Source organism: Blastococcus deserti, assembly GCF_042682525.1.
GTDB classification, from domain to species: Bacteria; Actinomycetota; Actinomycetes; order Mycobacteriales; family Geodermatophilaceae; genus Blastococcus_B; species Blastococcus_B deserti.
Genome location: NZ_JBHUHP010000015.1, coordinates 12034 through 35016, shown reverse-complemented (window position 1 = coordinate 35016; position 22983 = coordinate 12034). Strand labels below are relative to the sequence as shown.

Sequence of the window (22983 nt, the reverse complement as noted above, 5' to 3'; positions counted from 1 at the left end):
CTGTACCGGAAGCGGGGAGATCAGGTGCGGGTGCGGGCCTTCGCGAGCTGGACGTAGTGGTCCACCAGGGAGGCGTCGTCCACGGCGCCGGTGTTGAGCGCCTTGCCCGGGTCCACGCCCTGGAAGAGCTTCTTCAGCGGGACCTCCAGCCGCTTGCCCGTCCGCGTGTGCGGCACCCCGGGGACGGCGATGATCTCGTCGGGCACGTGCCGGGGGCTGGCCTGCTCCCGGATCGCGGACCTGATCCGCGCCCGCAGCTCGTCGGTCAGCTCCTCCCCCGGCGCGAGCTGCACGAACAGCGGCATCCAGTAGCCGCCGTCGGGCTGCTCCACCCCGAGGACGACGCAGTCGACGACGGCCGGGATCGACTCGACCGCCGCGTAGATGTCCGCGGTCCCCATCCGCACCCCGCCGCGGTTGAGGGTCGAGTCCGAGCGGCCGGTGATGACGCACGTCCCGCGCGGCGTGATCTCCAGCCAGTCGCCGTGCCGCCACACCCCGGGCCAGGGCTCGAAGTACGCCTCCCGGTACCGCGCGCCGTCGGGGTCGTTCCAGAAGTACAGCGGCATCGAGGGCATCGGCTCGGTGACGACCAGCTCGCCGACCTCCCCGACGACCGGCTGACCGTCCTCGTTCCACGCGGCCACGGCGACGCCGAGCATCGGCCGCTGCAGCTCCCCCGCCGTCACCGGCAGCAGAGGCGAGCTGCCGATGAAGCCGGTCGCGACGTCGGTGCCGCCGGAGGCGGAGACCAGCTGCACGTGGTCGGCGACCGCGTCGTACACCCACTCGTACGCCGCGGCGGGCAGCGGTGACCCGGTCGAGCCGAGCAGCCGCAGCGCCGACAGGTCGTGCCGGTCCCGCGGTCGGACGCCGGCCTTCATGCACGCGGTGAGGTATCCGGCGCTGGTCCCCAGCTGGGTGATCCCGACCCGCGCGGCCAGGGCGAACTGCGCGTCGACCTCGGGGTAGGCCGGCGCGCCGTCGTGCAACACCGCCGTCGCCCCGCACAGCAGGGAGGAGACGACGACGTTCCACATCATCCAGGCCGTCGACGTGTACCAGTAGAAGCGGTCGCCCGGACCCAGGTCGTTGTGCAGGTCGCCCCACTTCCGGTGCTCGAGCACCACGCCGCCGTGCCCGTGCACGATGCCCTTCGGCAGCCCGGTGGTGCCCGACGAGTAGAGGATCCACAGCGGGGAGTCGAAGGGCAGCGGCTCGAACACCGGCTCCTGCTCCTCGGCCACCGCCTCCGCCCACGGCAGCGCCCCGTCGGGCACCTCGTCGGGGAACAGCCGGGGGACGGCGACCGTCGTCCGCACGGTCGGCAGCGCGGCCCGCAGCTGCGCGACGACGTCGCGGCGGTCGTGCGCCTTGCCGTTGAACCGGTACCCGTCGACCGCGACCAGCACGGTGGGCTCGATCTGGGCGAACCGGTCGAGGACGGCCCGGGTGCCGAAGTCGGGCGCGCACGACGACCACACCGCCCCGACCGACGCCACGCCGAGGAACGCGACGACCGCCTCGGGCACGTTGGGCAGATAGCCGGCCACCCGGTCACCCCGCTGCACGCCGAGCCGCCGCAGCGTGGCCGCGAAGGCCCCGACCTGGGCACGCAGCCGGGCCCAGGACACCTCGGTGGGCTCGGTGTCCTCGGCGACGACGACCAGCGCGGGATACCGGTCGGTGCCGTGCCGCAGCGCCTGCTCGGCGTAGTTCACCGTCGTCCCCGGGAACCAGACGGCGCCGGGCATGCTGCGGTCGGTCAGCACCCGGTCGTCGGGGACGCCGGGGAGCACCCCGGTCCAGGTGGCGACGTCGCCCCAGAACTGGTCGAGGTGCTCGACCGACCAGCGCCACAGGGCGTCGTAGTCGGGCGGGTCCCCGAAGGACAGCCCGCGCCGCTCCTCCACCCAGCGGGCGAAGGCGGCGACGCGGGTGCGTCGCATGCCTTCGGGGGTCGGACTCCACAGCACCTCGGCACGCTCCTCCACGCCCGCACCATGCCATCCTGTGCGCCATCCTGTGCGCGCGCCCACCACGCCTTCCCGCCGACCACCGAGGAGCGCCGGTGCAACCCGATCCCGCCGACCAGCGGAACGTGCTGGGCGGCCCCCTCGAGCCGTGCGGCACCGAGCCGCTGACCGGCTTCTACCGGGACGGCTGCTGCACCAGCGGGCCGGAGGACCTCGGCTCGCACACCGTCTGCGCCGTCGTCTCCGCGGACTTCCTCGAGATGCAGCGCGAGCTCGGGAACGACCTGTCCACCCCGCGCCCGGAGTACGGCTTCCCCGGCCTCCGACCGGGTGACCGGTGGTGCGTCGTGGCCGTGCGCTGGCTGCAGGCCTACCAGGCGGGTGCCGCGGCCGGCGTCGTCCTGGCCGCCACCAACGCCCGGGCGCTGGAGATCGTACCGATCGAGGCCCTGCGGCAGCACGCGGTGGACGTCCCGGACGACCTCAGCGGCCTGGACTGAACGCGGTTAGCGTCGACGACATGGCCGACGCCGATCTCCACTTCTACTTCGATCCGGTCTGCCCGTTCGCGTGGATGACCAGCAAGTGGGTCCGGAAGGTGGCGGCACAGCGCGAGTACGCCGTCGACTGGCGGTTCATCTCACTGCGGCTGCTCAACGCGCACATCGACTACGCGACCCATTTCCCACCCGACTACGAGGCCGGGCACACCGCCGGGCTGCGCCTGCTGCGCGTTGCCTCCCGGGTGCGCGCGGAGCACGGCCGCGCGACGGTGGGGCCGCTGTACGAGGCGTTCGGCCGGCACATCTTCGAGGTGGAGCGGCCGCCGGACCCGGCGCTGCGCGGGACGCAGGACTACGTGGCCCCCATCCTCGCCGAGGTGGGGCTGCCCACCGCCCTCGCCGACGCGGTGGACGACGAGTCGGCGGACGCCGAGATCCGGGCGGAGACCGACGAGGCACTGGCGCTGACCGGCAAGGACGTCGGCACGCCCATCCTGCACTTCCGGCCGCCGGGCGGGACCTCCTTCTTCGGCCCGGTGATCAGCCGCCTGCCCGACGACGACCAGGCCGTGGAGCTGTGGGACCACGTCGTCGCCCTGGCCGGCTTCCCCGGCTTCGCCGAGCTGAAGCGGAGCCTGCGGGAGCGGCCCCAGGTTCCCGCCTTCGGCGTCCGGCCGGGCGAGACCGGCGTCGAGGAGGACTGGCACGGCGGGAGCCGGCGGCTGAAGCGCTGAGCGCGGAATGAACCGCGGGGGGACGGCGCTCCGGCGAGGATGAGCGACCTCCTCGACGTGCCGGTGACCACCCTCCAGGGCGAGACGACGACGCTGCGGGCGCTGACCGGCGGTTCCGCGGCCCTGGTCGTCAACGTGGCCAGCCGGTGCGGGTTGACCCCGCAGTACGCCCAGCTGGAGGCGCTGCAGCGGGAGTACGGCGGTCGCGGCCTCACCGTCGTCGGCGTGCCGTGCAACCAGTTCGGAGGACAGGAGCCGGGCACCACGGAGGAGATCGCCGAGTTCTGCTCCGCGACCTACGGCGTCACCTTCCCGATGACCGAGAAGGTGGAGGTCAACGGCCCAGGCGCCCATCCGCTGTACCAGCGGCTGACGGCGGTGCCCGACGTCGACGGCGAGGCCGGCGACGTCCAGTGGAACTTCGAGAAGTTCCTCCTCTCCGGCCAGGGCGACGTCGTGGCCCGTTTCCGGCCGCGGACCCGGCCCGACGCCCCGGAGGTCCGGGCGGCGATCGAGTCGGTCCTGCCCGGCTGAGCACTCCGGGGCCCTGTCGCCCGGACGACGGGACCGTCCACGAGCGGCAGGTAAGGTAAGCCTTCCTTATCCCGCCCGTCCCCCGGAGCCGCTCGTGACCGCCACGACCGCCGCTCCGGCGCGGGAGCGCGCCCCGTCCGGTGGACGGCGGAGCAGGAGCCGGCGGCTGGCGGGCCTGCTCGTCCTCCTCGCCCTGGTCGCGGGCGCCTGCCTCGCGAGCATCGCCGTCGGGACGCGGTCGATCGGCCTGGGCGAGGTCTGGCGCGCCCTGTTCGACAGCGGCCTGACCAGCGAGGAAGCGGTCGTCGTCCGCCAGCTGCGGGTCCCGCGCACGGCGCTCGGCCTGATGGTGGGCCTGGCGCTCGGGGTCGCCGGCGCGCTCATGCAGGGGCACACCCGCAATCCGCTCGGCGATCCCGGCCTCCTCGGCGTGACGGCCGGCGCGAGCCTGGCCGTCGTCCTGGCCATCGCCGTCCTCGGCATCGGCAGCCCGTCGGGCTACGTGTGGTTCGCCTTCGCCGGCGCCCTGGCGGGCACGGTGGCCGTCTACGCGATCGGCTCGGCCGGCCGCGGCGGCGCCACCCCGGTCACCCTCGCCCTGGCCGGCGCCGCCCTCTCCGCGCTGCTCTACGGGCTGGTCCGCGCCGTCCTGGTCAGCGACCAGCAGACCCTCGACTCCTACCGGTTCTGGGTCGTCGGCGCGCTGGCCGGCCGCGGGGCCGACATCGCGTGGCAGGTGGCACCGTTCGTCGTCGCCGGCCTGCTGCTGGCCGTCCTCAACGCGCCGGCGCTGAACCTGCTCGGCCTCGGCGACGACGTCGCCCGGGGTCTGGGGCAGCGGATCTGGCTGGCCCGCCTGGTCGGGCTGGCCGCCATCACGCTCCTGGCCGGCGCCGCGACCGCCGCCTGCGGGCCGATCGCCTTCGTCGGCCTGGTCGTGCCGCACGCCGTCCGGGCCGTCACCGGGCCCGACCACCGCTGGCTGGTCCCCTGCTCGGGGCTCGCCGGTGCGGTGCTGCTGCTCGTGGCCGACGTCATCGGCCGGGTGGTGGCGCGCCCGGGCGAACTGCAGGTGGGCATCGTGCTGGCACTGGTGGGCGCGCCGTTCTTCATCGCGCTCGTGCGCCGCCGCCGGACGGCGACCCTGTGAGCGTCGGGACCCTGCCCCCGACCAGCGCGCCGCGGCGGGGGACCGTCGTCCGCGTCGGCCCGGCATCGGGTGTCCTCCGCTGGCGGGCCGTCGCCGTGCCGGCGGCCGCGGTCGTCGTCCTCGTGCTGCTGTCGGCGGTGAGCCTCGGCCGGGGCGACTTCCCCATCGGCGTGCCCGACGTCCTCCGCACCCTGGTCGGCCTGGGCGAGGGCGCGCAGCCGTTCATCGTCCTCGAGCTGCGCGCGCCGCGGGTGGTCGTCGGCCTGCTGGTGGGCCTGGCGCTCGGTGTGGCCGGCGCGCTGTTCCAGACCTTCGCCCGCAACCCGCTCGCCTCCCCCGACACCCTCGGCATCACGATGGGCGCCTCGGTCGGCGCGGTCGGGGCCATCGTCCTCGGCTCCGGCGGCGCGGTCGGCGGAGCGCTCACCGGGCTCGGCATCCCCCTGGCCGCACTGCTGGGGGCGCTCCTGACCGGCGTCCTGCTGTTCCTGCTCGCCTGGCGGGCGGGGCTCGACGGCTACCGGCTGGTCCTCGTGGGCATCGCGCTGTGGTCCGTCGGCACCGCGCTGACCGACTGGCTGCTCACCCACGCCGAGATCCACGACGCGGCGTCGGCCTACGTCTGGATCACCGGGTCGCTCAACGCCCGCACCTGGGACCACGCCGTCCCGCTCGCCGGAGCGCTGGCGGTGCTGCTCCCGCTCGCCCTGGCGGCCGGCCGGGTCCTCGGCGCCCTCCAGTTCGGCGACGACACCGCCCGGGGGCTGGGTGTCCGGCTGCAGACCGCCCAGGGCGCCGTCGTCCTGGTGGCCGTCGGCTGCGTGGCGTTCGCCGTCTCCGCCGCCGGGCCGATCACCTTCGTCTCCCTGGTGGTGCCGCACATCGCCGTCCGCCTGGCCGGCGGCTCGCGGCCGCCGCTGCTGGCCTCCGGCCTGCTCGGCGCGGTGCTGGTCGTGGGTGCCGACCTCGTCACCCGCACCGTCCTGCCCGAGGCGCTGCCGGTGGGCATCCTCACCGCCGTCCTCGGTGCGCCGTACCTGCTCTGGCTCCTCGTCCGCGGAAGGCGGCTGTCGACCGTATGACCGAACTCCTGCACCGGCCGGAGACGGCGAGCGGACGGGTCCGTCTCGCCGCCGAGCGCGTCACCCTGGTCTACGACGACCACGTCGCCGTCCGGAACCTGGACCTGCAGCTCCCCGAGGGCTCGTTCACCGCGATCGTCGGACCCAACGGCTGCGGCAAGTCCACCCTGCTGCGCGCGCTGGGCCGGCTGATGCGCCCGGCCGGCGGGCAGGTGCTGCTGGACGGGCGGGCCATCGCGCGGACCCCGACCCGCGAGGTCGCCAAGGTGCTGGGACTCCTGCCGCAGGCGCCCGTCGCGCCGGAGGGGCTCACCGTGGCCGAGCTGGTGGCCCGGGGCCGGCACCCGCACCAGAGCTGGCTGCAGCAGTGGTCCCGGGACGACGAGGCGGCGGTCGCCGAGGCGCTGGCCTGGACCGACCTCGCCGACCTGGCCGACCGCCCGGTCGACGAGCTGTCCGGCGGGCAGCGGCAGCGGGCGTGGATCTCGATGGCGCTCGCCCAGGGCACCGACCTGCTGCTGCTGGACGAGCCCACGACGTACCTCGACCTCTCGCACCAGGTCGACGTCCTGGACCTGGTCGGCCGGCTGCACGCCGAGCGCGGCCGCACCGTCGTCGTGGTGCTGCACGACCTGAACCTGGCCGCCCGGTACGCCGAGCGCCTGGTCGCCCTGAAGGACGGCGAGCTCGCGGCCGTCGGCGCGCCGGTCGAGGTGCTCACCGAGAGGCTGCTGGCCGACGTCTTCGACCTCGAGGCGAGGATCCTCCCGGACCCGGTGACGGGGACGCCGATGGTCGTGCCCGTCCGCCGCCTCCGCTGAGCGGCAGCCCCTCCCGTCCACGAACCCCGGGGGCGCAGCGGCGACTCCGGCCCCCAGGGGGAGTCAGCTGGAGAGGGCGGCCGGGGTCTCCGGGAGCGGGGACGGCGCCGGTACCGCGCGGGCCGTCTGCGCCAGCACGATGCCCGTCAGGACGACGGCCCCGCCGAGGACCTGCCAGCCGCTGAGCACCTGCTCCAGCCAGAGCCACGCGACGATCGAGGCGAACACCGGCTCGACCGTGGCGACCAGGCCGGCGGCCGTGGGCGCCAGGTGGCGCAGGGCCGCGATCGACAGCCAGAACGGCACGACCGCACCGAGGACGACGATCCAGACCACGAGCGCCCCGAGAGGCAGCTCCAGCGAGCCGAGGGACACCGGCACCCGCTCGCCGAGGACGTCGGCGTCGAACCGCCACCAGGGCGCCGCCACGGCCCAGAAGACCGCCGCGGCCACGAAACTCCAGCAGGTCAGCGCCACCGGGTCGCGCGTCCCGGCTCCGCGCTCCCCCATCAGGTAGTACGTGGCCAGGCACAGGGCGGCGAGCAGCGCCGCGCCGACGCCCAGCGGGTCGAGCGATCCGCCGTCCCGCCACACCTCGGCGACGAACACCAGGCCCGACAGCGACAGCAGCAGCGCCACCCAGAGCCGGCTGCGCACCTTCTCCTTGCGGACCAGCCAGACGTAGAGCGCGATGAACACCGGCGCGGTCATCTCGAAGACCAGCGCGATCCCGACCGGCATCCGGCCGATCGCCACGTAGTAGAGGAACTGGGTCAGCGCCACGCCCACCACGCCGAACACGGCGAGGAAGGGGATCTCGCGCACGCCGACCCGCAGCCGCCCCGGTGCGGCCACCGCCAGGACCGCCAGCAGAGCCACGGCTGCGCCGGTGCACCGCAGGGCGGTGAGCCGGGTGGGTTCGATGCCCGCCTCCAGCGCGAGGGTGGACACCGTTCCGTTGACCGCGAAGATGCCGGCCGCGGCGAGGGTGAACGCATAGCCGAGAGCGGGGCGGGCGGTCCGGGGCACGTCGGCGAAGGTAGTCCCCAACGATCCCGTAGCCCCCTACCGGGCACCGCCGCGGCGCGTTCACAGGTTGGTCGGGTTCCCTCGGGGCATGAGCCGTCGTGCGCCGTGGTCGCGACGCCGCCGCCGGACGCTGCTCGCGCTCGCCCTCGGCATCGTGCTCTGCGGCCTGGGCGCGATCGCCCTGCCCGCGCAGTACGGCGGGACGTCGGGCCTGCTGGCCCTGCTGTGCGCGTTCCTCCTGGTGTCGGCCACCGCGGTCTTCGTCGTCGTCCCCGGGCCGGGCACGCCCGGCATCCTGCTGCGGTCGGTGCCGCTGGCCGCGTCGGCACTGGTCGTCGCCGTCCTGCTGCTGCTCTCGGCCCCGGAGGACCTCCGGACCCTCTGGTGGCTCACCGCCGCCGCGGCCGCCGCGTGGACCGCCGGTGCGGCGTGGCGGACCCGGCGTCGGGACGTCTGAGCGGGACGACACACTGCAGGCCATGGAGCTGCCCGCCGCCCTGTACGAGCCGACGGACGACGGATGGCTCGCCACCGCCCTGACGATCGGGCCCTGGCACCCCGGCTTCCAGCACGCCGGCCCCCCGGCGGCCCTGCTCCTGCGGCAGGCGGAGCGGGCGAGCGCGATCGCGGGCGGCCAGACGGTCCGGCTGGCCTACGACATCTTCGCCCCGGTCCCGGTCGGCCCGGTGCGAGTGCGCACCTCCGTCGTCCGCCCCGGGCGGCGGATCGAGCTGGTCGAGGCGGTCCTGTCGGCCGGCGACGACCGGCCGCTGATGCGCCTGTCGGCCTGGCGGATGCGCAGCCGCGAGGACGGCGCCGCGCCGCAGATGGCCGCACCCCACCCGGCCGCGGCGGGACCGCAGGAGAGCCGCCCCGAGGAGGCCGCCTTCTTCACCACCGACGTGGCCTACCACCGGGCGCTGGACTGGCGGTTCGCCACGGGGAGCTTCAACTCGGCCGGGCCGGCCTCGGCCTGGACCACCCCGCGGTGCGCGCTGGTGACGGGGGAACCGATGACCGCCCTGGAGCACCTGCTGGTCATGACCGACGCCGCGAGCGGGATCTCCGCCGAGCTGGACTGGACGGCGGCCACCTTCGCCAACGTCGACCTGCTCGTCTCCCTCCACCGGCCGCCGCGCGGCGAGTGGCTCGGCATGGACGCCCGCACCACGCTGGGCGGAACGGGCGCGGCGCAGTGCACCGCGGTGCTGTTCGACGCCGAGGGGGCCATCGGCCGGTCGGCGCAGTCGCTCTTCGTCGAACCACGCTGAGCCACCAGCGGGTTTGGCACGGCTGCACCCGAGCCGCCAAGGTGGACCTGATGACCGACCGATCGACAGGAGGGGCATGGACGCACTGATCGAGCTCCGCGACTGGCTCTCCAGCCGGGGCCTCGAGGTCGTGCTGATCATCCTGGGCTCGGTGCTGCTGGCGCGCTTCGTCTCGTGGGTGGGCGGCAAGATCACCACCCGCATCGACGCGCGGGCCACGGGCGGCGACGCCCTCGTCCGGTCCGAGGCCGCGAAGCACCGCCACTCCCTCACCCAGGTGCTCACCTGGGCCGCCGTCGTGCTCATCTACTCGATCGCGGTGTTCTTCGTCCTCGACCGGCTCGGCGTGCCGGTGACCGGCCTGGTCGCGCCCGCGACGGTGCTCGGCGTCGGCCTCGGCTTCGGCGCGCAGCGGATCGTCGGCGACGTCCTGGCCGGCTTCTTCATCATCACCGAGCGGCAGTACGGGTTCGGCGACGTCGTCGCGATCAGCGTCACCGGCGCGGCCGAGGCGGCCACCGGGACCGTCGAGGACGTGACGCTGCGGGTCACCCGCGTGCGCTCCCCCAACGGCGAGGTCGTCACCGTGCCCAACGGGCAGATCGTGAAGGTGGTCAACCTGTCGCGCGACTGGGCGCGTGCGGTGGTCGACGTCCCGATCCCCACCAGTGTGGACGTCAACCGGGCGAACGAGATCCTGCGCGAGGTGGGCCGCGAGGCGTTCCGCGACCCGGCGCTGCGGCCGCTGCTGCTGGACCCGCCCAGCCTCATGGGCGTGGAGAGCCTCGACCTCGACCAGGTCAACGTGCGGATGGTCGCGCGCACGCTGCCGGGCAAGCAGTTCGAGGTGGGCCGTGACCTGCGCGCCCGCGTCGTCCTGGCGTTCCGCCACCAGGGGATGAGCGTGCCGCCGCCGACGACCGAGGCCATGGCCCTGGACGGCACGGCGGGCGACGGCCACGGGCGCGAGGAGGGGCGATGACCGAGCCGGAGCGGTCCACGGGCGAGCAGCCGGTCGTCACCCCCTCGGTGACCACGGCACCGGCCCGCGACGGCTGGCGCTCGCGGATCCCGGCGCACCTGGGCCGGGCCCGCACGTCGACGGTGGTGCTGGGCGTCCTCTTCCTGGCGATCGGGGCGCTGTACCTGAACATCCGCCCCGAGGTGCCGAACACGTCCTCGAGCACCACCGCCGGCACCGGCACCGGCACGGGCACCGTGCAGACGGTGCCCACCACGACGCCCCCGGCTCCCGAGACGACCGCGGAACCGTCACCCACGACGACGACGGCGCCCCGGACGACGAGCACGCCCACCACCAGCACCCGCACCACCACCACCACCGGCGAGCCCACGGGAACGACCACCCCGCCGGAGGAGACCGCCGACACCTCGGTCCCGACCTCCTCCTCCCTCCCGAGCCGGCCTCCCTCCCCGACCGTGGTGAGCCCCTCCGGCTGAGCCGTCGGCAGCGTGGCGTCAGAGCGACGTGGTGACGGCGATGCCGGGGCGCAGGCCCACCTCCGCCAGGGCGGTGGGCGCCCCGTGGAGCGGCAGGTCTCGCGTGACCAGCCGGCGCGGGTCGAGCCGCCCCGCGGCGATGAGCCCCGGATGAGCCCCAGCAGCTCGGGATGGCTCGCACGGGTGCCGGCCTGCCGGGCCACCCTCCCTACGATCGACCGGGTGCCGACCCTCACCGTCGCCGAGCGCTTCTGCGGCCCGCCGGGGACCGCCAACGGCGGATACCTGGGCGGCCGGCTGGCCGCACTGGTCGGCGGGCCCACGGTCAGCGTGCGACTGCGCCGTCCCGTCCCGCTGGAGCGGCCGCTCGAGGTCCGGCCCGGAGACGGCGGCCGGGATCTCCGGAACGGCGCCGAGCTGGTGGACGGCGAGGAGCTGCTGGCCACCGCGGTTCCGGCCGACCTGGACCTCGACGTGCCCGCGCCGCCGTCGCCCGCCGAGGCGGCCGCGGCCCAGGCCGCCCTGCCGCCGCGCGTCGGGCACCCCTATCCGCGCTGCTTCGGCTGCGGGCCCGACCGGGTTCCCGGCGACGCGGTCGCGGTGTTCGTGGGTCCGCTGCCCGACCGGCCGGAGCTCTGGGCGGGGACCTTCCGGCCGACGGCGCAGCTCCCGTCGTCCACCGGCGAGGCCGCACCGGAGACGGTGTGGGCGGCGCTGGACTGCCCGTCGCTGCAGCCGGCCGCACCCGCCCTCACCAGCCCGTGGCTGCTCGGCACGCTGACCGTCCGGCAGGAGCGGCCGGTGGCGGTCGGCGCCGAGCACGTGCTCCTGGCCTGGTCGGTCGGCCGCGGGGGCCGCCGCGCGTTCACGGCGTCGGCGATCGTGGGTCCTGGCGGGGAGGTCTGCGCCCGCGCCCGGGCGGTCTGGTTCGAGATCCTGCCGTCCTGACGCCGCGGGGCCGGTGCGCCGCCTGCGGTTGATCATCGTCTGCGGGACCGCCCACGCGGCGTGTCCTCGCGTGCCGCGTGCCCGGTGACGATGATCAACGCGGCTGGGGTCGGATCAACGCGGTTGGGGTCGCCATCCTCGGCTCGAGAGCGCGCGGCGGGTGCGTTCGACGACGGCGGTCGGCCCGCCGAGGTGCCGCCCGGCGAAGCGGAGCGTGAGCCACCCGTCGGCCGCCATCAACGAGTACCGGTCGATGTCCCGGCCGAACTGCTCCCGCTCGGCGTGCTGGCGCCCTTCGTACTCCAGGGCGATCTTCCACCGCGAGTAGCCGAGATCGGCGTGCGCCACCACCTGCCCCCAGCCATCGGGGATCGGCACCTGCACCTCGGGATCGGGGAGGTCACTGGTGAGGAGCCAGTACCTGAGCCTGCTCTCGGGCGGCGAGCCGGCGCTGCCCGTGAGGTGGGTCGCCCACCGGCGGGCCGGCACCACGCCACGCACCCGCTGCGCACGCGACAGTCGGCGCTGCAGGCGTGCGGCGTCCAGGTGGCCGGACCGCACGAGGGCGTCCCCGAGCGCCAGGAGGTCGGCCGGAGGCACGTGCTGCGCCATGTCGAGGTAGGTCTGCGCTCCGGATGTGACGCGCAGCCCGTCCACGTCGATCACGTCGTCCTCGGCCAGTGCGCGGGCATGGACCCGGATCCCGCCCCGCTGCGGCAGGACCTGCCGGGGCGTGAGGACCACGTGCACGTCCTGCGACGCCGGACCGGCCCCGAGCAGGGCGGTCGCCGTGTGCAGGCCGAAGGCGGCGTCGTCGGGCAGGACTCCCGCCCACGCCCGACAACGCATCCGCAGGTCCAGGTCCCGGGATCGGGACACGTACAACCCGCGGGCCACCGGGACACCGTCCGCACGGATCTGACCGCGCGTGACGCCGAGCGCGCGTGCCGCCGTCCAGGTGTACGAATCGCCGAGAGGTATGCCGTCCACGCGGGCAGGCTGGGCGCTCCGACGACCGGCACCCGTGGCGAACGAACATCTGTGGAGGACCCCCGCCCCTGTGGACCCACACCTCCGCTGCGTTGATCATCGCCCGCGCGACCGCCGCTCCGGCGTGTCCGGCTGCGTCGCGTGCACGGTGACGATGATCGACTCGGCGACGGCCCCCGGGGGCCCGTGTTCCACGTGGGACGACGGGTCTGCCTAAGATCGGCCCTGGCTCACGAGAGGCAGCGACAAGCACCTGGCTGGCTGCCCGGCAACCTCTTCTCCGTCTGAGGTGCTCCAGGGGAAGAGCCGGTTCTCGTGGCATCCGCCGCGAGGGCAAGGACGGAGCTCCCGTGCGCCGCGGGCTCTCCGCGAGCGAGAGGAGACGGCGCATGAGCGACCCCCAGAGCTGGAGCTTCGAGACCCGGCAGATCCACGCCGGCACCAGCCCCGACCCGACCACCGGCGCCCGGGCCCTGCCCATCTACGCCACCACCGCGTACCAGTTCCGCGACAGCCAGCACGCCGCCGACCTGTTCGCGCTGGCCGAGATGGGCAACATCTACACGCGGATCATGAACCCGACGCAGGACGCGCTGGAGCAGCGCGTGGCCTCGCTGGAGGGCGGGGTCGCCGCGCTCGCCGTCGCGAGCGGGCAGTCGGCGACGACGCTGGCGATCCTGAACGTCGCCGAGACGGGTGACCACGTGGTCGCCTCCGCCTCGCTCTACGGCGGCACCTACAACCTGCTGCACCACTCGCTGCCCAAGCTGGGGGTGAGCGTCTCCTTCGTCGAGGACCCGGACGACCCGGAGGCGTGGCAGGCGCTGGTGCAGGACAACACCAAGGCCTTCTTCGGGGAGACCATCGGCAACCCCAAGGGCGACATCCTCGACATCGAGGCCGTTGCCGCGGTCGCCCACCGCAACGGCGTCCCGCTGATCGTCGACAACACGATCGCCACGCCGTTCCTCATCCGGCCGTTCGAGTTCGGCGCCGACGTCGTCGTCCACTCCGCCACCAAGTACCTGGGCGGGCACGGCACGGCGATCGCCGGGATCATCGTCGACGGCGGCCGGTTCGACTGGACCGGCGGGAAGTTCCCCGGCTTCACCACCCCCGACCCGACCTACCACGGCGTCGTCTACGCCGACCTCGGCGCACCGGCCTACGCGCTGAAGGCCCGCGTCCAGCTGCTGCGCGACCTGGGCCCGGCGATCTCGCCGTTCAACGCGTTCCTCGTCGTCCAGGGCATCGAGACCCTGTCGCTGCGCATGGAGCGTCACGTGGCCAACGCCCTCCGGGTGGCCGAGTTCCTCGAGGCGCACGACGAGGTGGACCGGGTCAACTACCCCGTCCTGGAGTCCTCGCCCTGGCACGCGGCGCAGCAGAAGTACGCCCCCAAGGGTGCGGGCGCGGTGCTGACCTTCGAGTTGCACGGCGGTCGGGAGGCCGGGCAGAGGTTCGTCGAGGCCCTGGAGCTGCACAGCCACGTGGCCAACATCGGCGACGTCCGCAGCCTGGTCATCCACCCCGCCTCGACGACGCACTCGCAGCTCACCGCCGAGGAGCAGCTGACCACCGGCGTCACGCCCGGCCTGGTGCGCCTGGCCGTCGGCCTGGAGGGCATCGAGGACATCCTCGCCGACCTCGAGGCCGGCTTCCGGGCCGCCAAGTCCGCCTAGTCGCAGGGAACGCCTGACGTGGGCGGGTGGGTCGAGGGGGATCCGGTCGGTGACCGGCTCTTCCTCGACCTGCCCGGGCCCTTCCACCCCGAGCGGGGCGGCGTCCTGCCGTCGGTGCGCGTGGCCTACGAGACGTGGGGGACGCTCGCGGCCGACGGCGGCAACGCCGTGCTCGTCGAGCACGCCCTGACCGGCGACAGCCACGTCGTCGGGCCTGCCGGGCCGGGCCATCCCACGCCCGGGTGGTGGAACGGCCTGGTCGGCTCCGGCGCGCCGCTGGACACCGACCGGTTCTTCGTCGTGTGCGCCAACGTCCTCGGCGGCTGCCAGGGGACGACGGGGCCCTCCTCGCCCGGTCCGGACGGCGGGCACTGGGGCTCCCGGTTCCCCGAGGTGACCGTCGGTGACCAGGTGCGGGTCGAGGCGGCGCTCGCCGACGCGCTCGGCATCGACCGCTGGGCTTGCGTCGTGGGCGGCTCGATGGGGGGCATGCGCGCGGTGGAGTGGGCCGTCGCCCTGCCCGACCGGGTGGCGACGCTCTTCTTCCTCGCGTCGGGGGCGGTCGCCACCGCCGACCAGATCGGCACCCAGACCACCCAGCAGGCCGCGGTCCGCGCCGATCCGCGCTGGGCGGGCGGCGACTACGACCGGGCCGATCCGCCGGTGGACGGGCTCGGCATCGCCCGCCGGATCGCGCACCTGACCTACCGGAGCGCCGTCGAGCTGGGCGAGCGGTTCGGCACCCGCGTGCAGGAGGACGGGGGGTTCGCCGTCGCCTCGTACCTCGACCACCACGCCGCCAAGCTGGCGGCCCGGTTCGACGCCGGCAGCTACGTGGTGCTGACCCAGGTGATGAACACCTGGGACGTCGGCCGGGACCGCGGCGGGGTGGCGGCGGCGCTGGGCCGGGTGACGGCTCGGTCGGTGGTCGCCGGGGTCGACAGCGACCGGCTCTACCCGATCGGGCTGCAGCAGGAGGTGGCCGACGGTCTCGGCGTCCCGCTGCACGTGATCGCCTCCCCCTACGGCCACGACGGCTTCCTGATCGAGACCGCCGCCGTCGGCGCGCTGCTCCGCGACCTGCTCCCCTGATCCCGATCGGTAGCGTCGGGCGCATGACCTACGACGTGGCCGCGGTGCGAGCACACTTCCCGGCGCTGAAGGCCGGCACCGCTCACTTCGACGGCCCCGGCGGCACCCAGGTGCCCGAGTCCGTCGCGCGGGCGGTCGCGGACACCCTGACCTCGCCCATCGCCAACCGGGGCCGCACCACCGCTGCGGAGCGGCTGGCCGACGACGTCGTCCGGGACGCCCGGCAGGCGCTGGCCGACCTCCTCGGCGCGCATCCGGGCGGGATCGTCTTCGGCCGCAGTGCCACGCAGCTCACCTTCGACGTCTCCCGCGCGCTGGCCGCCGGCTGGGGGCCCGGCGACGAGGTCGTCGTCACCCGCCTCGACCACGACGCCAACATCCGGCCCTGGGTGATCGCTGCCGAGGCAGTGGGCGCGACGGTCCGCTGGGTGGCTTTCGACCCCGCGACCGGCGAGCTCACCGCCGACGACGTCGCCGAGGTGCTGACCGAGCGGACGCGGCTGGTCGCGGTCACCGGGGCGTCGAACCTGATCGGCACCCGGCCGCCGGTGGCCGAGATCGCCGCGCGGGTCCACGAGGCCGGTGCGTCGCTGGCCGTCGACGGCGTCCACCTGACCGCCCACGCGCCGGTCGACGTGCGCGCACTGGGCGCCGATCTCTACACCTGCTCGCCGTACAAGTTCCTCGGCCCGCACTGCGGCGTGCTGGCCGCCGACCCGGCACTGCTGGAGTCGCTGGCGCCGGCGAAGCTGCTGCCGTCGACGGACGAGGTGCCGGAGCGCTTCGAGCTGGGCACCCTGCCCTACGAGCTGATGGCCGGGACGACGGCCGCCGTCGACTTCCTGGCCGGCCTCGCACCGGCCGGCGGCAGCCGAAGGAAACGGGTGCTCGCCGCGATGGCCATCCTCGAGGCGTACGAGGACGGGCTGCGCGAGCAGCTCGAGGCCGGGCTGACCGCGCTGCCGGGGGTGCGGCTCCGGTCGCGGGCCGCGCACCGCACCCCCACCCTGCTGCTCACCTTCGACGGCCGCGACGCCGCCGACGCGTACCGCTTCCTGGCCGAGCGCGGCGTCAACGCGCCCGCCGGCTCGTTCTACGCGATCGAGGCCAGCCGCTGGCTCGGGCTCGGCGACACCGGCGGCCTGCGCGTCGGGCTCGCGCCCTACAGCGACCGGGACGACGTCGACCGGCTGCTCGCCGGGCTGCGGGAGTGGCTGGCCGTCCGCTGAGCCGGGGTCCGGATCAGGCCAGGGCGTCGCCCGGGACCATGCCCGCCGGGGGCAGGGGACGGCGCACGACGGGGCGGACCTTGCGCGCCTCGGGCAGCCGGTCGTAGTAGGCGGCGGCGTTGCCGCGGATGTGCGCCAGGTCGTCGTCGGTGGCCTCGCGGACCACCTTCGCCGGGACCCCGGCGATCACCGACCGCGGCGGGAACTGCTTGCCCTGGGTGACGACGGCGCCCGCGGCGACGATCGAGCCCGAGCCGATGTGTGCGCCGTTCATGACCACGCTGCCCATGCCGACCAGGACCTCGTCGTCGATCCGGGCGCCGTGCAGGACGACGCGGTGGCCCACCGTGACGTTCCGGCCCAGCACGAGCGGGAAGCCGGGGTCGGAGTGCAGCGTGCAGCCGTCCTGGACGTTGGAGCCCTCGCCGATCTCGATCGTCTCGGCGTCGGCCCGCGCCACGGCGCCGTACCAGATGCTGGCGCGGGGGCCCATCGTCACGGCGCCCACCACCACCGCGGTGGGAGCCACGAAGGCGTCGTCGTCGATCTTCGGCGCCCCGAAGGGCAGCTCGGCGATGTAGTTGTCAGCCACGCGTGCACTCTGTCATGGCGGTGCCCCTTTGAGCAGGGCCCTCAGATCAGCCCGTGCGCGTGCACGGCTTCGGCCACCTCGAGGAAGCCGGCCACGTTGGCCCCGAGCACCAGGTCGCCGGGCGAGCCGTACTCCTCCGCGGTCTCGTGGCACCGGGCGTGGATGCTCCGCATGATCTCGTTCAGCCGGGCCTCGCTGTGCTCGAAGGTCCAGCGGTCGCGCGAGGCGTTCTGCTGCATCTCCAGGGCCGAGGTGGCCACCCCGCCGGCGTTCGCCGCCTTTCCCGGCGCGAACGCGATGCCGGCGTCCCGGAACACGGCCACGGCGTCGGGGGTGGCGGGCATGTTCGCGCCCTCCACGACGTAGCGGCAGCCGTTGCGGGCGAGCACGCCGGCGGCGTCGCCGTCCAGCTCGTTCTGCGTGGCGCTGGGCATCGCCACCTCGCACGGGACGTCCCAGACGCTGCCGCCCTCGACGTAGGAGGCGCCGGACACCCGTTCGGCGTACTCGGCGATCCGGGCGCGCTCGACCTCCTTGACCTGCTTGAGGACGTCGAGGTCGATGCCCTTCTCGTCGACGACGTAGCCGGTGGAGTCCGAGCACGCCACCACCGTCCCGCCGAGCTGGTGCACCTTCTCGATGCCGTAGACGGCGACGTTGCCCGATCCGCTGACGACCACCCGCTTGCCGTCGAAGGAGTCGCCGTCGGCCTCCATCATCGCCTCGGCGAAGAAGGCGGCGCCGTAGCCGGTGGCCTCGGTGCGGACCAGGGCCCCGCCCCAGCCCAGGCCCTTGCCGGTGAGGACGCCGGACTCGTAGCGGTTGGTGATCCGCTTGTACTGGCCGAACAGGTAGCCGATCTCGCGGGCGCCCACGCCGATGTCGCCGGCCGGGACGTCGGTGTACTCCCCGATGTGCCGGTAGAGCTCGGTCATGAACGACTGGCAGAAGCGCATGACCTCGGCGTCCGAGCGGCCCTTGGGGTCGAAGTCCGAGCCGCCCTTCCCGCCGCCGATCGGCATCCCGGTGAGCGCGTTCTTGAAGATCTGCTCGAAGCCGAGGAACTTGACGATGCCCAGGTTGACCGACGGGTGGAAGCGCAGCCCGCCCTTGTAGGGCCCGAGCGCGGAGTTGAACTCCACCCGGAACCCGCGGTTGATCTGCACCTCGCCGGAGTCGTCCTGCCAGGGGACGCGGAAGATGATCTGCCGCTCCGGCTCGCAGATCCGCTCGATGGTCTTCATCTCGGCGTACTCGCTGTGCCGGCCGAGGACGACGGCGAGGGACTCCAGGACCTCCCGGACGGCCTGGTGGAACTCCTGCTCACCAGGGTTGCGCCGGAGCACCTCCGCGTAGATCTCCTGCACCTTCGCAGGCACGTCGACGTGCACGCGCTCCTCCTGTACTGCCGTTCGTGGTCGGGACGTCAACGTACGCGCGGTGGACCGCAGCTCAGGGCACGACCTCCGCCAGCGCCCGCGGGATCTCGGCCGGCAGCTCCCGGGCGAGGAACCCCAGGCGGCCGACCGACGACGCCAGCCGCTCCCCCGCGCGGCCGTGCAGCCAGGCCGCCCAGACCGCCGCCTGCGCGGGATCGGCACCGCGGGCGAGGAGGCCTCCGGTGATCCCGGCGCGCACGTCGCCGGAGCCGGAGACGCCGAGGCCCGCGTTGCCGCTCTCGTCGCGCCAGACCCGGTCGTCCGGCGCGGCGATCCACGAGGTGGCACCGCCGAGGCCGACCACGGCCTGCGCCCGCCGCGCGAGGTCGTGCGCGGCGCCGGCGGGGTCCTCCTCGATGGCGTCGTCGCTGACGTGCAGGGCGTAGGCCAGCTCGGTCGGGTTCGGCGTCAGGACCACGCGGCCCACCAGGTGGTGCAGGCAGCCGGGGTCGGCCGTGACGCAGGCCAGCCCCAGCGCGTCGAGCGCGAGGGGGCCCCGCAGGTGCGGCAGCAGGCGTTCCCCGAAGGCCTGGGTCTCCTCCTCGTCGGCCATGCCCGGTCCGATCAGCACGGCGTCGGCGGCCTCCGCCAGGTCGCGGACGGCGTCCGCGGCCCCGGCGCTGACGGCGCCGCTGCCGCTCTCCGGCAGCGCGCGCACCAGCGCCTCGGGGAGCGCGGCGGCGGCCACGGGCGCCAGGGAGGCCACCGTCGCCACCTGGAGCTTGCCCGCGCCGGCCCGCATGGCCGCCTCGGCGGCGAGCAGCACCGCGCCGAGCGTCTCGGTGCTGCCACCGATGACCAGCACGGACCCGCGGGCGTTCTTGCCCCCGCCCGGTTCGGGGAGCCGCCAGTTGCGCAGCACCTCCGGCGTGACGAGCGTCGGCTCAGGGGTGCGGTACGGCATCGGGCTCCTCGGTGACGTCCTCGTCCTGCGCGACCAGGTGGTCGACCACGTTGAAGGCCACCAGCCGCAGGTCGCCGGCGCCGTCGCGCTCGTAGCGGGTCACCGACGCGTTGGCGACCTGCTCCTCCTTGTCGACGGCGAGCAGCTCCTGCTCGGTGAGCTCCTCCAGCACGTAGCGGAAGACCATGACCACCGCCTGGTGGGCGACGACCATCAGCCGGTCGCAGTCGTGCCGGAGGGCCTCGGTGGCCAGCAGGCTGCGGATGCGCAGGGCCACGTCGGCCCAGCTCTCCCCGCCCGGCGGCCGGTAGTAGAACTTGCCCAGCAGGTCGCGGCGCCGCGCCTCGTCGGGGAACTCCTCCCGGATCCCGGCGCCGGTCATGCCGTCGAAGGCGCCGAAGTCCCGCTCCCGGAGGCGCTCGTCGGTGCGCACGCGGACGCCGATGCCCCGGGCGGCCAGCTGCGCGGTCGTCAGCGCCCGGGTGAAGGGGGAGCTCAGCACGGCGGTGGGCCGCTCCCCGGTGGGAAGGGACGCCAGCCAGCGGCCCAGCGCCTCGGCCTGCGCGCGGCCGGTGTCCGACAGGGGCACGTCGGGGTCACGGACGTCGAGGTCCAGCCGCCCCGCTCCGGACCGGTGGGCCTGCGCGTCGGCGAGGTTGCCCGTGCTCTCGCCGTGCCGCACGAGCCACACCGCCGAGGGGCCCGGTGCGCGCTGGCCCACCCCGGTCCTCCCGTCGCCGGGCCGCCCGTCGCGGCCACCCGGACGCCGGTAGCCGCCCCGGACGCGCCCGAAACCGCCGACCGCCAGGCAGGATGCGCACCGTGACCCCGCCCGACGACCTGCCCGTGCTGGCGTTCGCCGACCAGGCCGCGCTCGAGGAGTGGCTGGAGGCCGAGCACGCGACCGCCCCCGGCCTCTACGTGAAGCTGGCGAAGAAGGGCGCCGGGGTGCCGTCGATCGACTGGGAGCAGATGGTCGAGGTCCTGCTCTGCTTCGGCTGGATCGACGGCCGCGCCAACCGGCTCGACGACCGGTTCTACCTGCAGCGGGTCACACCACGGCGTCCCCGCAGCGTCTGGTCGCAGAAGAACGTCGCGACGGCGGAGCGGCTGATCGCCGAGGGGCGGATGCGCCCGGCCGGGCTCGCCGCGGTGGAGGCGGCGAAGGCCGACGGCCGGTGGGACCGGGCCTACGCCGGCCCGGCGACGATCACGGTGCCCGACGACCTCGCCGAGGCGCTGGCCGCCGAGCCGGCCGTCCAGCGGGCGTTCGAGGCGCTGGACGGGCAGAACCGGTACGCCGTCCTGTGGCGGGTGCACACCGCCGGCACCCCGGCGACCAGGGCGAAGCGGATCGCGACGCTGGTGCAGATGCTCGCCGAGGGACGCCGGATCCACTGATCGGCCGCGGACCGCGTCGATCATCGGTGGATGGCTGCCGGCTCCGGAGTGCCGACCAGCCACCCGCCGATGATCACCGTCCGTGGGTGCCCGCCCGCTCGCGCCAGAAGGCGGTGTCCCGTCGTCGCCACCACAGCATCAGGACGATCCCGGCGGCCATGACGCCCAGCCCGATGACCAGCGGCGGACCGGCGCCCAGCCACGCCTGGCCGGTGTAGGAGTTCTCCGGGTCGGCCAGGTCGCGCACCGACAGCACGAGCAGCCATCCCAGCAGCCCGGCGCCCACCAGCGGCCCCACGCCGAGCACCAGCAGGTTCCGCACGCCGGTGCGCAGCTGCCGGCGGAAGTAGACCGCGCAGGCCACGCCGGTCAGCGCGTAGTAGAAGGCGATGAGCAGCGAGAGCCCGGTGATCGAGTCGTAGAGGGCGTTCTCGCTGAGCCGGCCGACCACGACGTACCAGGCGATGCCGATGCCGGCCACCCACCACGTGGAGACGTCGGGCGTGCGGTAGGTGGGCGAGACGGCCGCGAACCGCCGGGGCAGGGCGCCGCGCCGGGCCATGGACAGGCCGGTCCGCGACGCCGGGATGATCGTCGTCTGCGTCGAGGCGATGGCCGAGGTCGCGACGGCGGCCAGCACGACCCAGTCCCAGCCACCGAGGGTCTCCGACGACAGCAGCGCGAAGACGGCCTCCTCCTCGTCGGCGTTCTCCGCCAGCCACTCGGTGCCGGCGAAGGAGACGACGGCGGTGGCCACCGCGAGGTAGGTGAGCAGCAGGACGACGGTGGACAGCACCGCGGCCCGCCCGGGCGCCGTCCGGGGGTTCGTCGTCTCCTCGGTGAGGTTGACCGCCGACTCCCAGCCCCAGTAGGCGAAGACGCCCAGCAGCAGGCCGCTGCTCAGCGCCGCTCCGCCGGCGCCGAAGGGGTCCAGCCAGGACCACGCCGGGGTGAGGCCGCCGAAGGGGCTGTCGCCGCGGACGCCCCGGACGACGGCCACGACGGCGAAGACCCCCAGCGCCGCGGTCTGCGCCAGGATCAGGCCGTTCTGCAGCCGCGCCGAGACCTCCGTGCCGCGGACGCAGATCCAGGCCATCAGCAGGATCAGTGCGGCGGTCAGGACCACGACGACCGGGGTCGAGTCCGCCCATGCGTCCAGCCCGGCGGCCAGCAGCGTGAATCGGACGCCGACCTCCGCGAGGGAGCCCAGCACCAGGACCCCGGTCATCGTGATCGCCCAGCCGCCGATCCAGCCGGCCCCCGGGCCCATGGCGCGGGTGACCCAGGAGAACGTCGTCCCGCAGTCGGGATCGACCCGGTTGAGCGCGGCGAAGGCGCCGGCGATCAGCAGCATCGGCACGAAGGAGGCCAGCAGCACCCCGGGCGCGTGGACGCCGACCAGGGCGACGACCGGGCCGAGGACGGCGGCGAGGGAGTAGGCCGGCGAGGTCGAGGCAAGGCCGATCACCAGACCGTCGAGGAAACCGACCGCGTCGGGGCGCAGCGTGGTGTCTGCGGGGGGCTGCACCGAGGTGCCGGACGCGCTCACCCGCACCGTTCTGCCAGGCACACCCCCATCGGGCAAGTCCGCCGCCCAGGGAGCAGGGGTCAGCCCGACAGGCGGACGCCGAAGCGGTAGCCGCGCTGGTCGACGCTGGTGACGGCGACCGGCGACCCGTACGTGCGCGCGTGGACCATCATCCCGTTGCCGACGTAGAGGCCCACGTGGCTGATCGGGTCGTAGAAGAACACCAGGTCCCCGGGCTGCAGCTCCGCCCGCGACACCCGGGTGCCGAGCGAGGACTGCGCGCGGCTGGAGTGCGGGAGGGCGATGCCCGCGGCGGCGTAGGCGTAGGACGTCAGGCCCGAGCAGTCGAAGGCGTCGGGGCCGGATGCGGCGTGCTCGTAGCGGTCCCCGACCTGGGCCAGGGCGGCCGCGATCGCCGCACCGGCAGCGCCCGGCGGCATCGGCAGGTTCCGCGGTGCCTGGAGCGTGGGGCCGGCGACGGCTTCCGTCACCGCGGCCTGCTCGGCGGCCGACAGCCGGGCGAAGTCGGCCTGGTAGGCGGCGACCTTCTTCTCGGCCTCGGCCTTCTGGGCCTGGAGCTGCTCGAGCCCCGCCTGCGCCTGGGCCGCAGCCGCGTC

24 protein-coding genes and 1 riboswitch are annotated in these 22983 nt (G+C 74.6%); of the genes, 15 read left to right on the top strand and 9 right to left on the bottom strand.

Features of this window, described 5'->3' with window-relative positions; genetic code table 11:
* Positions 1-20: 20 nt before the first annotated feature.
* Positions 21-1994 carry an acetoacetate--CoA ligase gene (locus ACFSHS_RS14885; RefSeq protein ID WP_376877580.1) on the bottom strand — a complete coding sequence of 658 codons (1974 nt, stop codon included), beginning with the start codon at positions 1992-1994 and terminating at the stop codon, positions 21-23.
* A gap of 77 nt (positions 1995-2071) precedes the next feature.
* Between ACFSHS_RS14885 and ACFSHS_RS14880 the strand changes: the two genes are divergently transcribed.
* The 6 genes from ACFSHS_RS14880 (at position 2072) to ACFSHS_RS14855 (ending at position 6800) form a co-directional block, all read left to right on the top strand.
* Positions 2072-2476: a DUF2237 family protein gene (locus ACFSHS_RS14880; protein WP_376877578.1), complete on the top strand. Its 405-nt coding sequence runs from the start codon at positions 2072-2074 to the stop codon at positions 2474-2476.
* Between the two features lie 20 nt (positions 2477-2496).
* Positions 2497-3213, top strand: a complete 717-nt coding sequence (locus tag ACFSHS_RS14875) for a mycothiol-dependent nitroreductase Rv2466c family protein (RefSeq protein WP_376877575.1) — start codon at positions 2497-2499, stop codon at positions 3211-3213.
* A gap of 39 nt (positions 3214-3252) precedes the next feature.
* Positions 3253-3747 carry a glutathione peroxidase gene (locus ACFSHS_RS14870; RefSeq protein WP_376877572.1) on the top strand — a complete coding sequence of 165 codons (495 nt, stop codon included), beginning with the start codon at positions 3253-3255 and terminating at the stop codon, positions 3745-3747.
* A gap of 94 nt (positions 3748-3841) precedes the next feature.
* Entirely contained in the window at positions 3842-4897 is a 1056-nt protein-coding gene (locus ACFSHS_RS14865) for a FecCD family ABC transporter permease (RefSeq protein WP_376877569.1), read from the top strand.
* Complete coding sequence (locus ACFSHS_RS14860; protein ID WP_376877566.1) at positions 4894-5979, top strand: FecCD family ABC transporter permease; 1086 nt, start codon at positions 4894-4896, stop codon at positions 5977-5979. The genes ACFSHS_RS14865 and ACFSHS_RS14860 overlap by 4 nt, the downstream gene beginning before the upstream one ends.
* Positions 5976-6800: an ABC transporter ATP-binding protein gene (locus tag ACFSHS_RS14855; protein WP_376877563.1), complete on the top strand. Its 825-nt coding sequence runs from the start codon at positions 5976-5978 to the stop codon at positions 6798-6800. Before ACFSHS_RS14860 ends, ACFSHS_RS14855 begins: the two co-directional genes overlap by 4 nt.
* A gap of 63 nt (positions 6801-6863) precedes the next feature.
* Here the strand turns inward: ACFSHS_RS14855 and ACFSHS_RS14850 are convergent, their stop codons facing one another.
* Positions 6864-7829 (bottom strand): EamA family transporter, encoded by a 966-nt coding sequence (locus ACFSHS_RS14850; protein ID WP_376877560.1) that lies wholly within the window; start codon positions 7827-7829, stop codon positions 6864-6866.
* An 88-nt stretch (positions 7830-7917) separates the two neighbouring features.
* Here ACFSHS_RS14850 and ACFSHS_RS14845 point away from each other — a divergent pair, with 88 nt between their 5' ends.
* The 5 genes from ACFSHS_RS14845 to ACFSHS_RS14825 all read left to right on the top strand — a co-directional run bounded on the left by ACFSHS_RS14845 (position 7918) and on the right by ACFSHS_RS14825 (position 11509).
* Positions 7918-8286, top strand: coding sequence for a hypothetical protein (locus tag ACFSHS_RS14845; protein ID WP_376877557.1), 369 nt, complete (start codon positions 7918-7920; stop codon positions 8284-8286).
* Between the two features lie 22 nt (positions 8287-8308).
* The gene (locus ACFSHS_RS14840; protein WP_376877555.1) at positions 8309-9100 is read left to right on the top strand and encodes a thioesterase family protein; all 792 of its coding nucleotides are present in this window, start codon (positions 8309-8311) and stop codon (positions 9098-9100) included.
* A gap of 76 nt (positions 9101-9176) precedes the next feature.
* Positions 9177-10082 (top strand): mechanosensitive ion channel family protein, encoded by a 906-nt coding sequence (locus tag ACFSHS_RS14835; protein WP_376877553.1) that lies wholly within the window; start codon positions 9177-9179, stop codon positions 10080-10082.
* A complete protein-coding gene (locus ACFSHS_RS14830) occupies positions 10079-10561 on the top strand; it encodes a hypothetical protein (protein WP_376877550.1) in 483 nt (160 codons plus the stop codon). The genes ACFSHS_RS14835 and ACFSHS_RS14830 overlap by 4 nt, the downstream gene beginning before the upstream one ends.
* A gap of 222 nt (positions 10562-10783) precedes the next feature.
* Positions 10784-11509: a hypothetical protein gene (locus ACFSHS_RS14825; protein ID WP_376877548.1), complete on the top strand. Its 726-nt coding sequence runs from the start codon at positions 10784-10786 to the stop codon at positions 11507-11509.
* Positions 11510-11623: 114 nt separating this feature from the next.
* Here ACFSHS_RS14825 and ACFSHS_RS14820 read toward each other — a convergent pair whose 3' ends face one another.
* On the bottom strand, positions 11624-12499 hold the full coding sequence (locus tag ACFSHS_RS14820) for a hypothetical protein (RefSeq protein WP_376877546.1): 876 nt from the start codon (positions 12497-12499) through the stop codon (positions 11624-11626).
* Positions 12500-12727: 228 nt separating this feature from the next.
* Positions 12728-12845: riboswitch (SAM riboswitch) on the top strand.
* Positions 12846-12888: 43 nt separating this feature from the next.
* Between ACFSHS_RS14820 and ACFSHS_RS14815 the strand changes: the two genes are divergently transcribed.
* From ACFSHS_RS14815 to ACFSHS_RS14805, 3 genes are read left to right on the top strand one after another with little or no spacing between them, the layout of a single operon-like run.
* A complete protein-coding gene (locus ACFSHS_RS14815) occupies positions 12889-14181 on the top strand; it encodes a bifunctional o-acetylhomoserine/o-acetylserine sulfhydrylase (RefSeq protein WP_376877543.1) in 1293 nt (430 codons plus the stop codon).
* A gap of 18 nt (positions 14182-14199) precedes the next feature.
* On the top strand, positions 14200-15273 hold the full coding sequence (gene metX / locus ACFSHS_RS14810) for a homoserine O-acetyltransferase MetX (protein ID WP_376877540.1): 1074 nt from the start codon (positions 14200-14202) through the stop codon (positions 15271-15273).
* 23 nt (positions 15274-15296) lie between these two features.
* Positions 15297-16502: a cysteine desulfurase-like protein gene (locus ACFSHS_RS14805; RefSeq protein WP_376877537.1), complete on the top strand. Its 1206-nt coding sequence runs from the start codon at positions 15297-15299 to the stop codon at positions 16500-16502.
* 13 nt (positions 16503-16515) lie between these two features.
* On the opposite strand, the gene ACFSHS_RS14800 is transcribed toward ACFSHS_RS14805, so the two are convergent.
* The 4 genes from ACFSHS_RS14800 to ACFSHS_RS14785 all read right to left on the bottom strand — a co-directional run bounded on the left by ACFSHS_RS14800 (position 16516) and on the right by ACFSHS_RS14785 (position 20158).
* Positions 16516-17094, bottom strand: coding sequence for a gamma carbonic anhydrase family protein (locus tag ACFSHS_RS14800; RefSeq protein WP_376877534.1), 579 nt, complete (start codon positions 17092-17094; stop codon positions 16516-16518).
* Positions 17095-17135: 41 nt separating this feature from the next.
* A complete protein-coding gene (gdhA, locus tag ACFSHS_RS14795) occupies positions 17136-18485 on the bottom strand; it encodes an NADP-specific glutamate dehydrogenase (protein WP_376877532.1) in 1350 nt (449 codons plus the stop codon).
* A 61-nt stretch (positions 18486-18546) separates the two neighbouring features.
* Positions 18547-19437 (bottom strand): NAD(P)H-hydrate dehydratase, encoded by an 891-nt coding sequence (locus ACFSHS_RS14790; RefSeq protein ID WP_376877529.1) that lies wholly within the window; start codon positions 19435-19437, stop codon positions 18547-18549.
* Positions 19418-20158, bottom strand: coding sequence for a histidine phosphatase family protein (locus ACFSHS_RS14785; RefSeq protein WP_376877526.1), 741 nt, complete (start codon positions 20156-20158; stop codon positions 19418-19420). Before ACFSHS_RS14785 ends, ACFSHS_RS14790 begins: the two co-directional genes overlap by 20 nt.
* A gap of 101 nt (positions 20159-20259) precedes the next feature.
* Between ACFSHS_RS14785 and ACFSHS_RS14780 the strand changes: the two genes are divergently transcribed.
* Complete coding sequence (locus ACFSHS_RS14780; protein ID WP_376877523.1) at positions 20260-20838, top strand: YdeI/OmpD-associated family protein; 579 nt, start codon at positions 20260-20262, stop codon at positions 20836-20838.
* Between the two features lie 73 nt (positions 20839-20911).
* Here the strand turns inward: ACFSHS_RS14780 and ACFSHS_RS14775 are convergent, their stop codons facing one another.
* A complete protein-coding gene (locus tag ACFSHS_RS14775) occupies positions 20912-22387 on the bottom strand; it encodes an APC family permease (protein ID WP_376877520.1) in 1476 nt (491 codons plus the stop codon).
* Between the two features lie 59 nt (positions 22388-22446).
* A partial coding sequence (locus tag ACFSHS_RS14770) for a C40 family peptidase (protein WP_376877518.1) occupies positions 22447-22983 on the bottom strand: 537 nt, incomplete at its 5' end.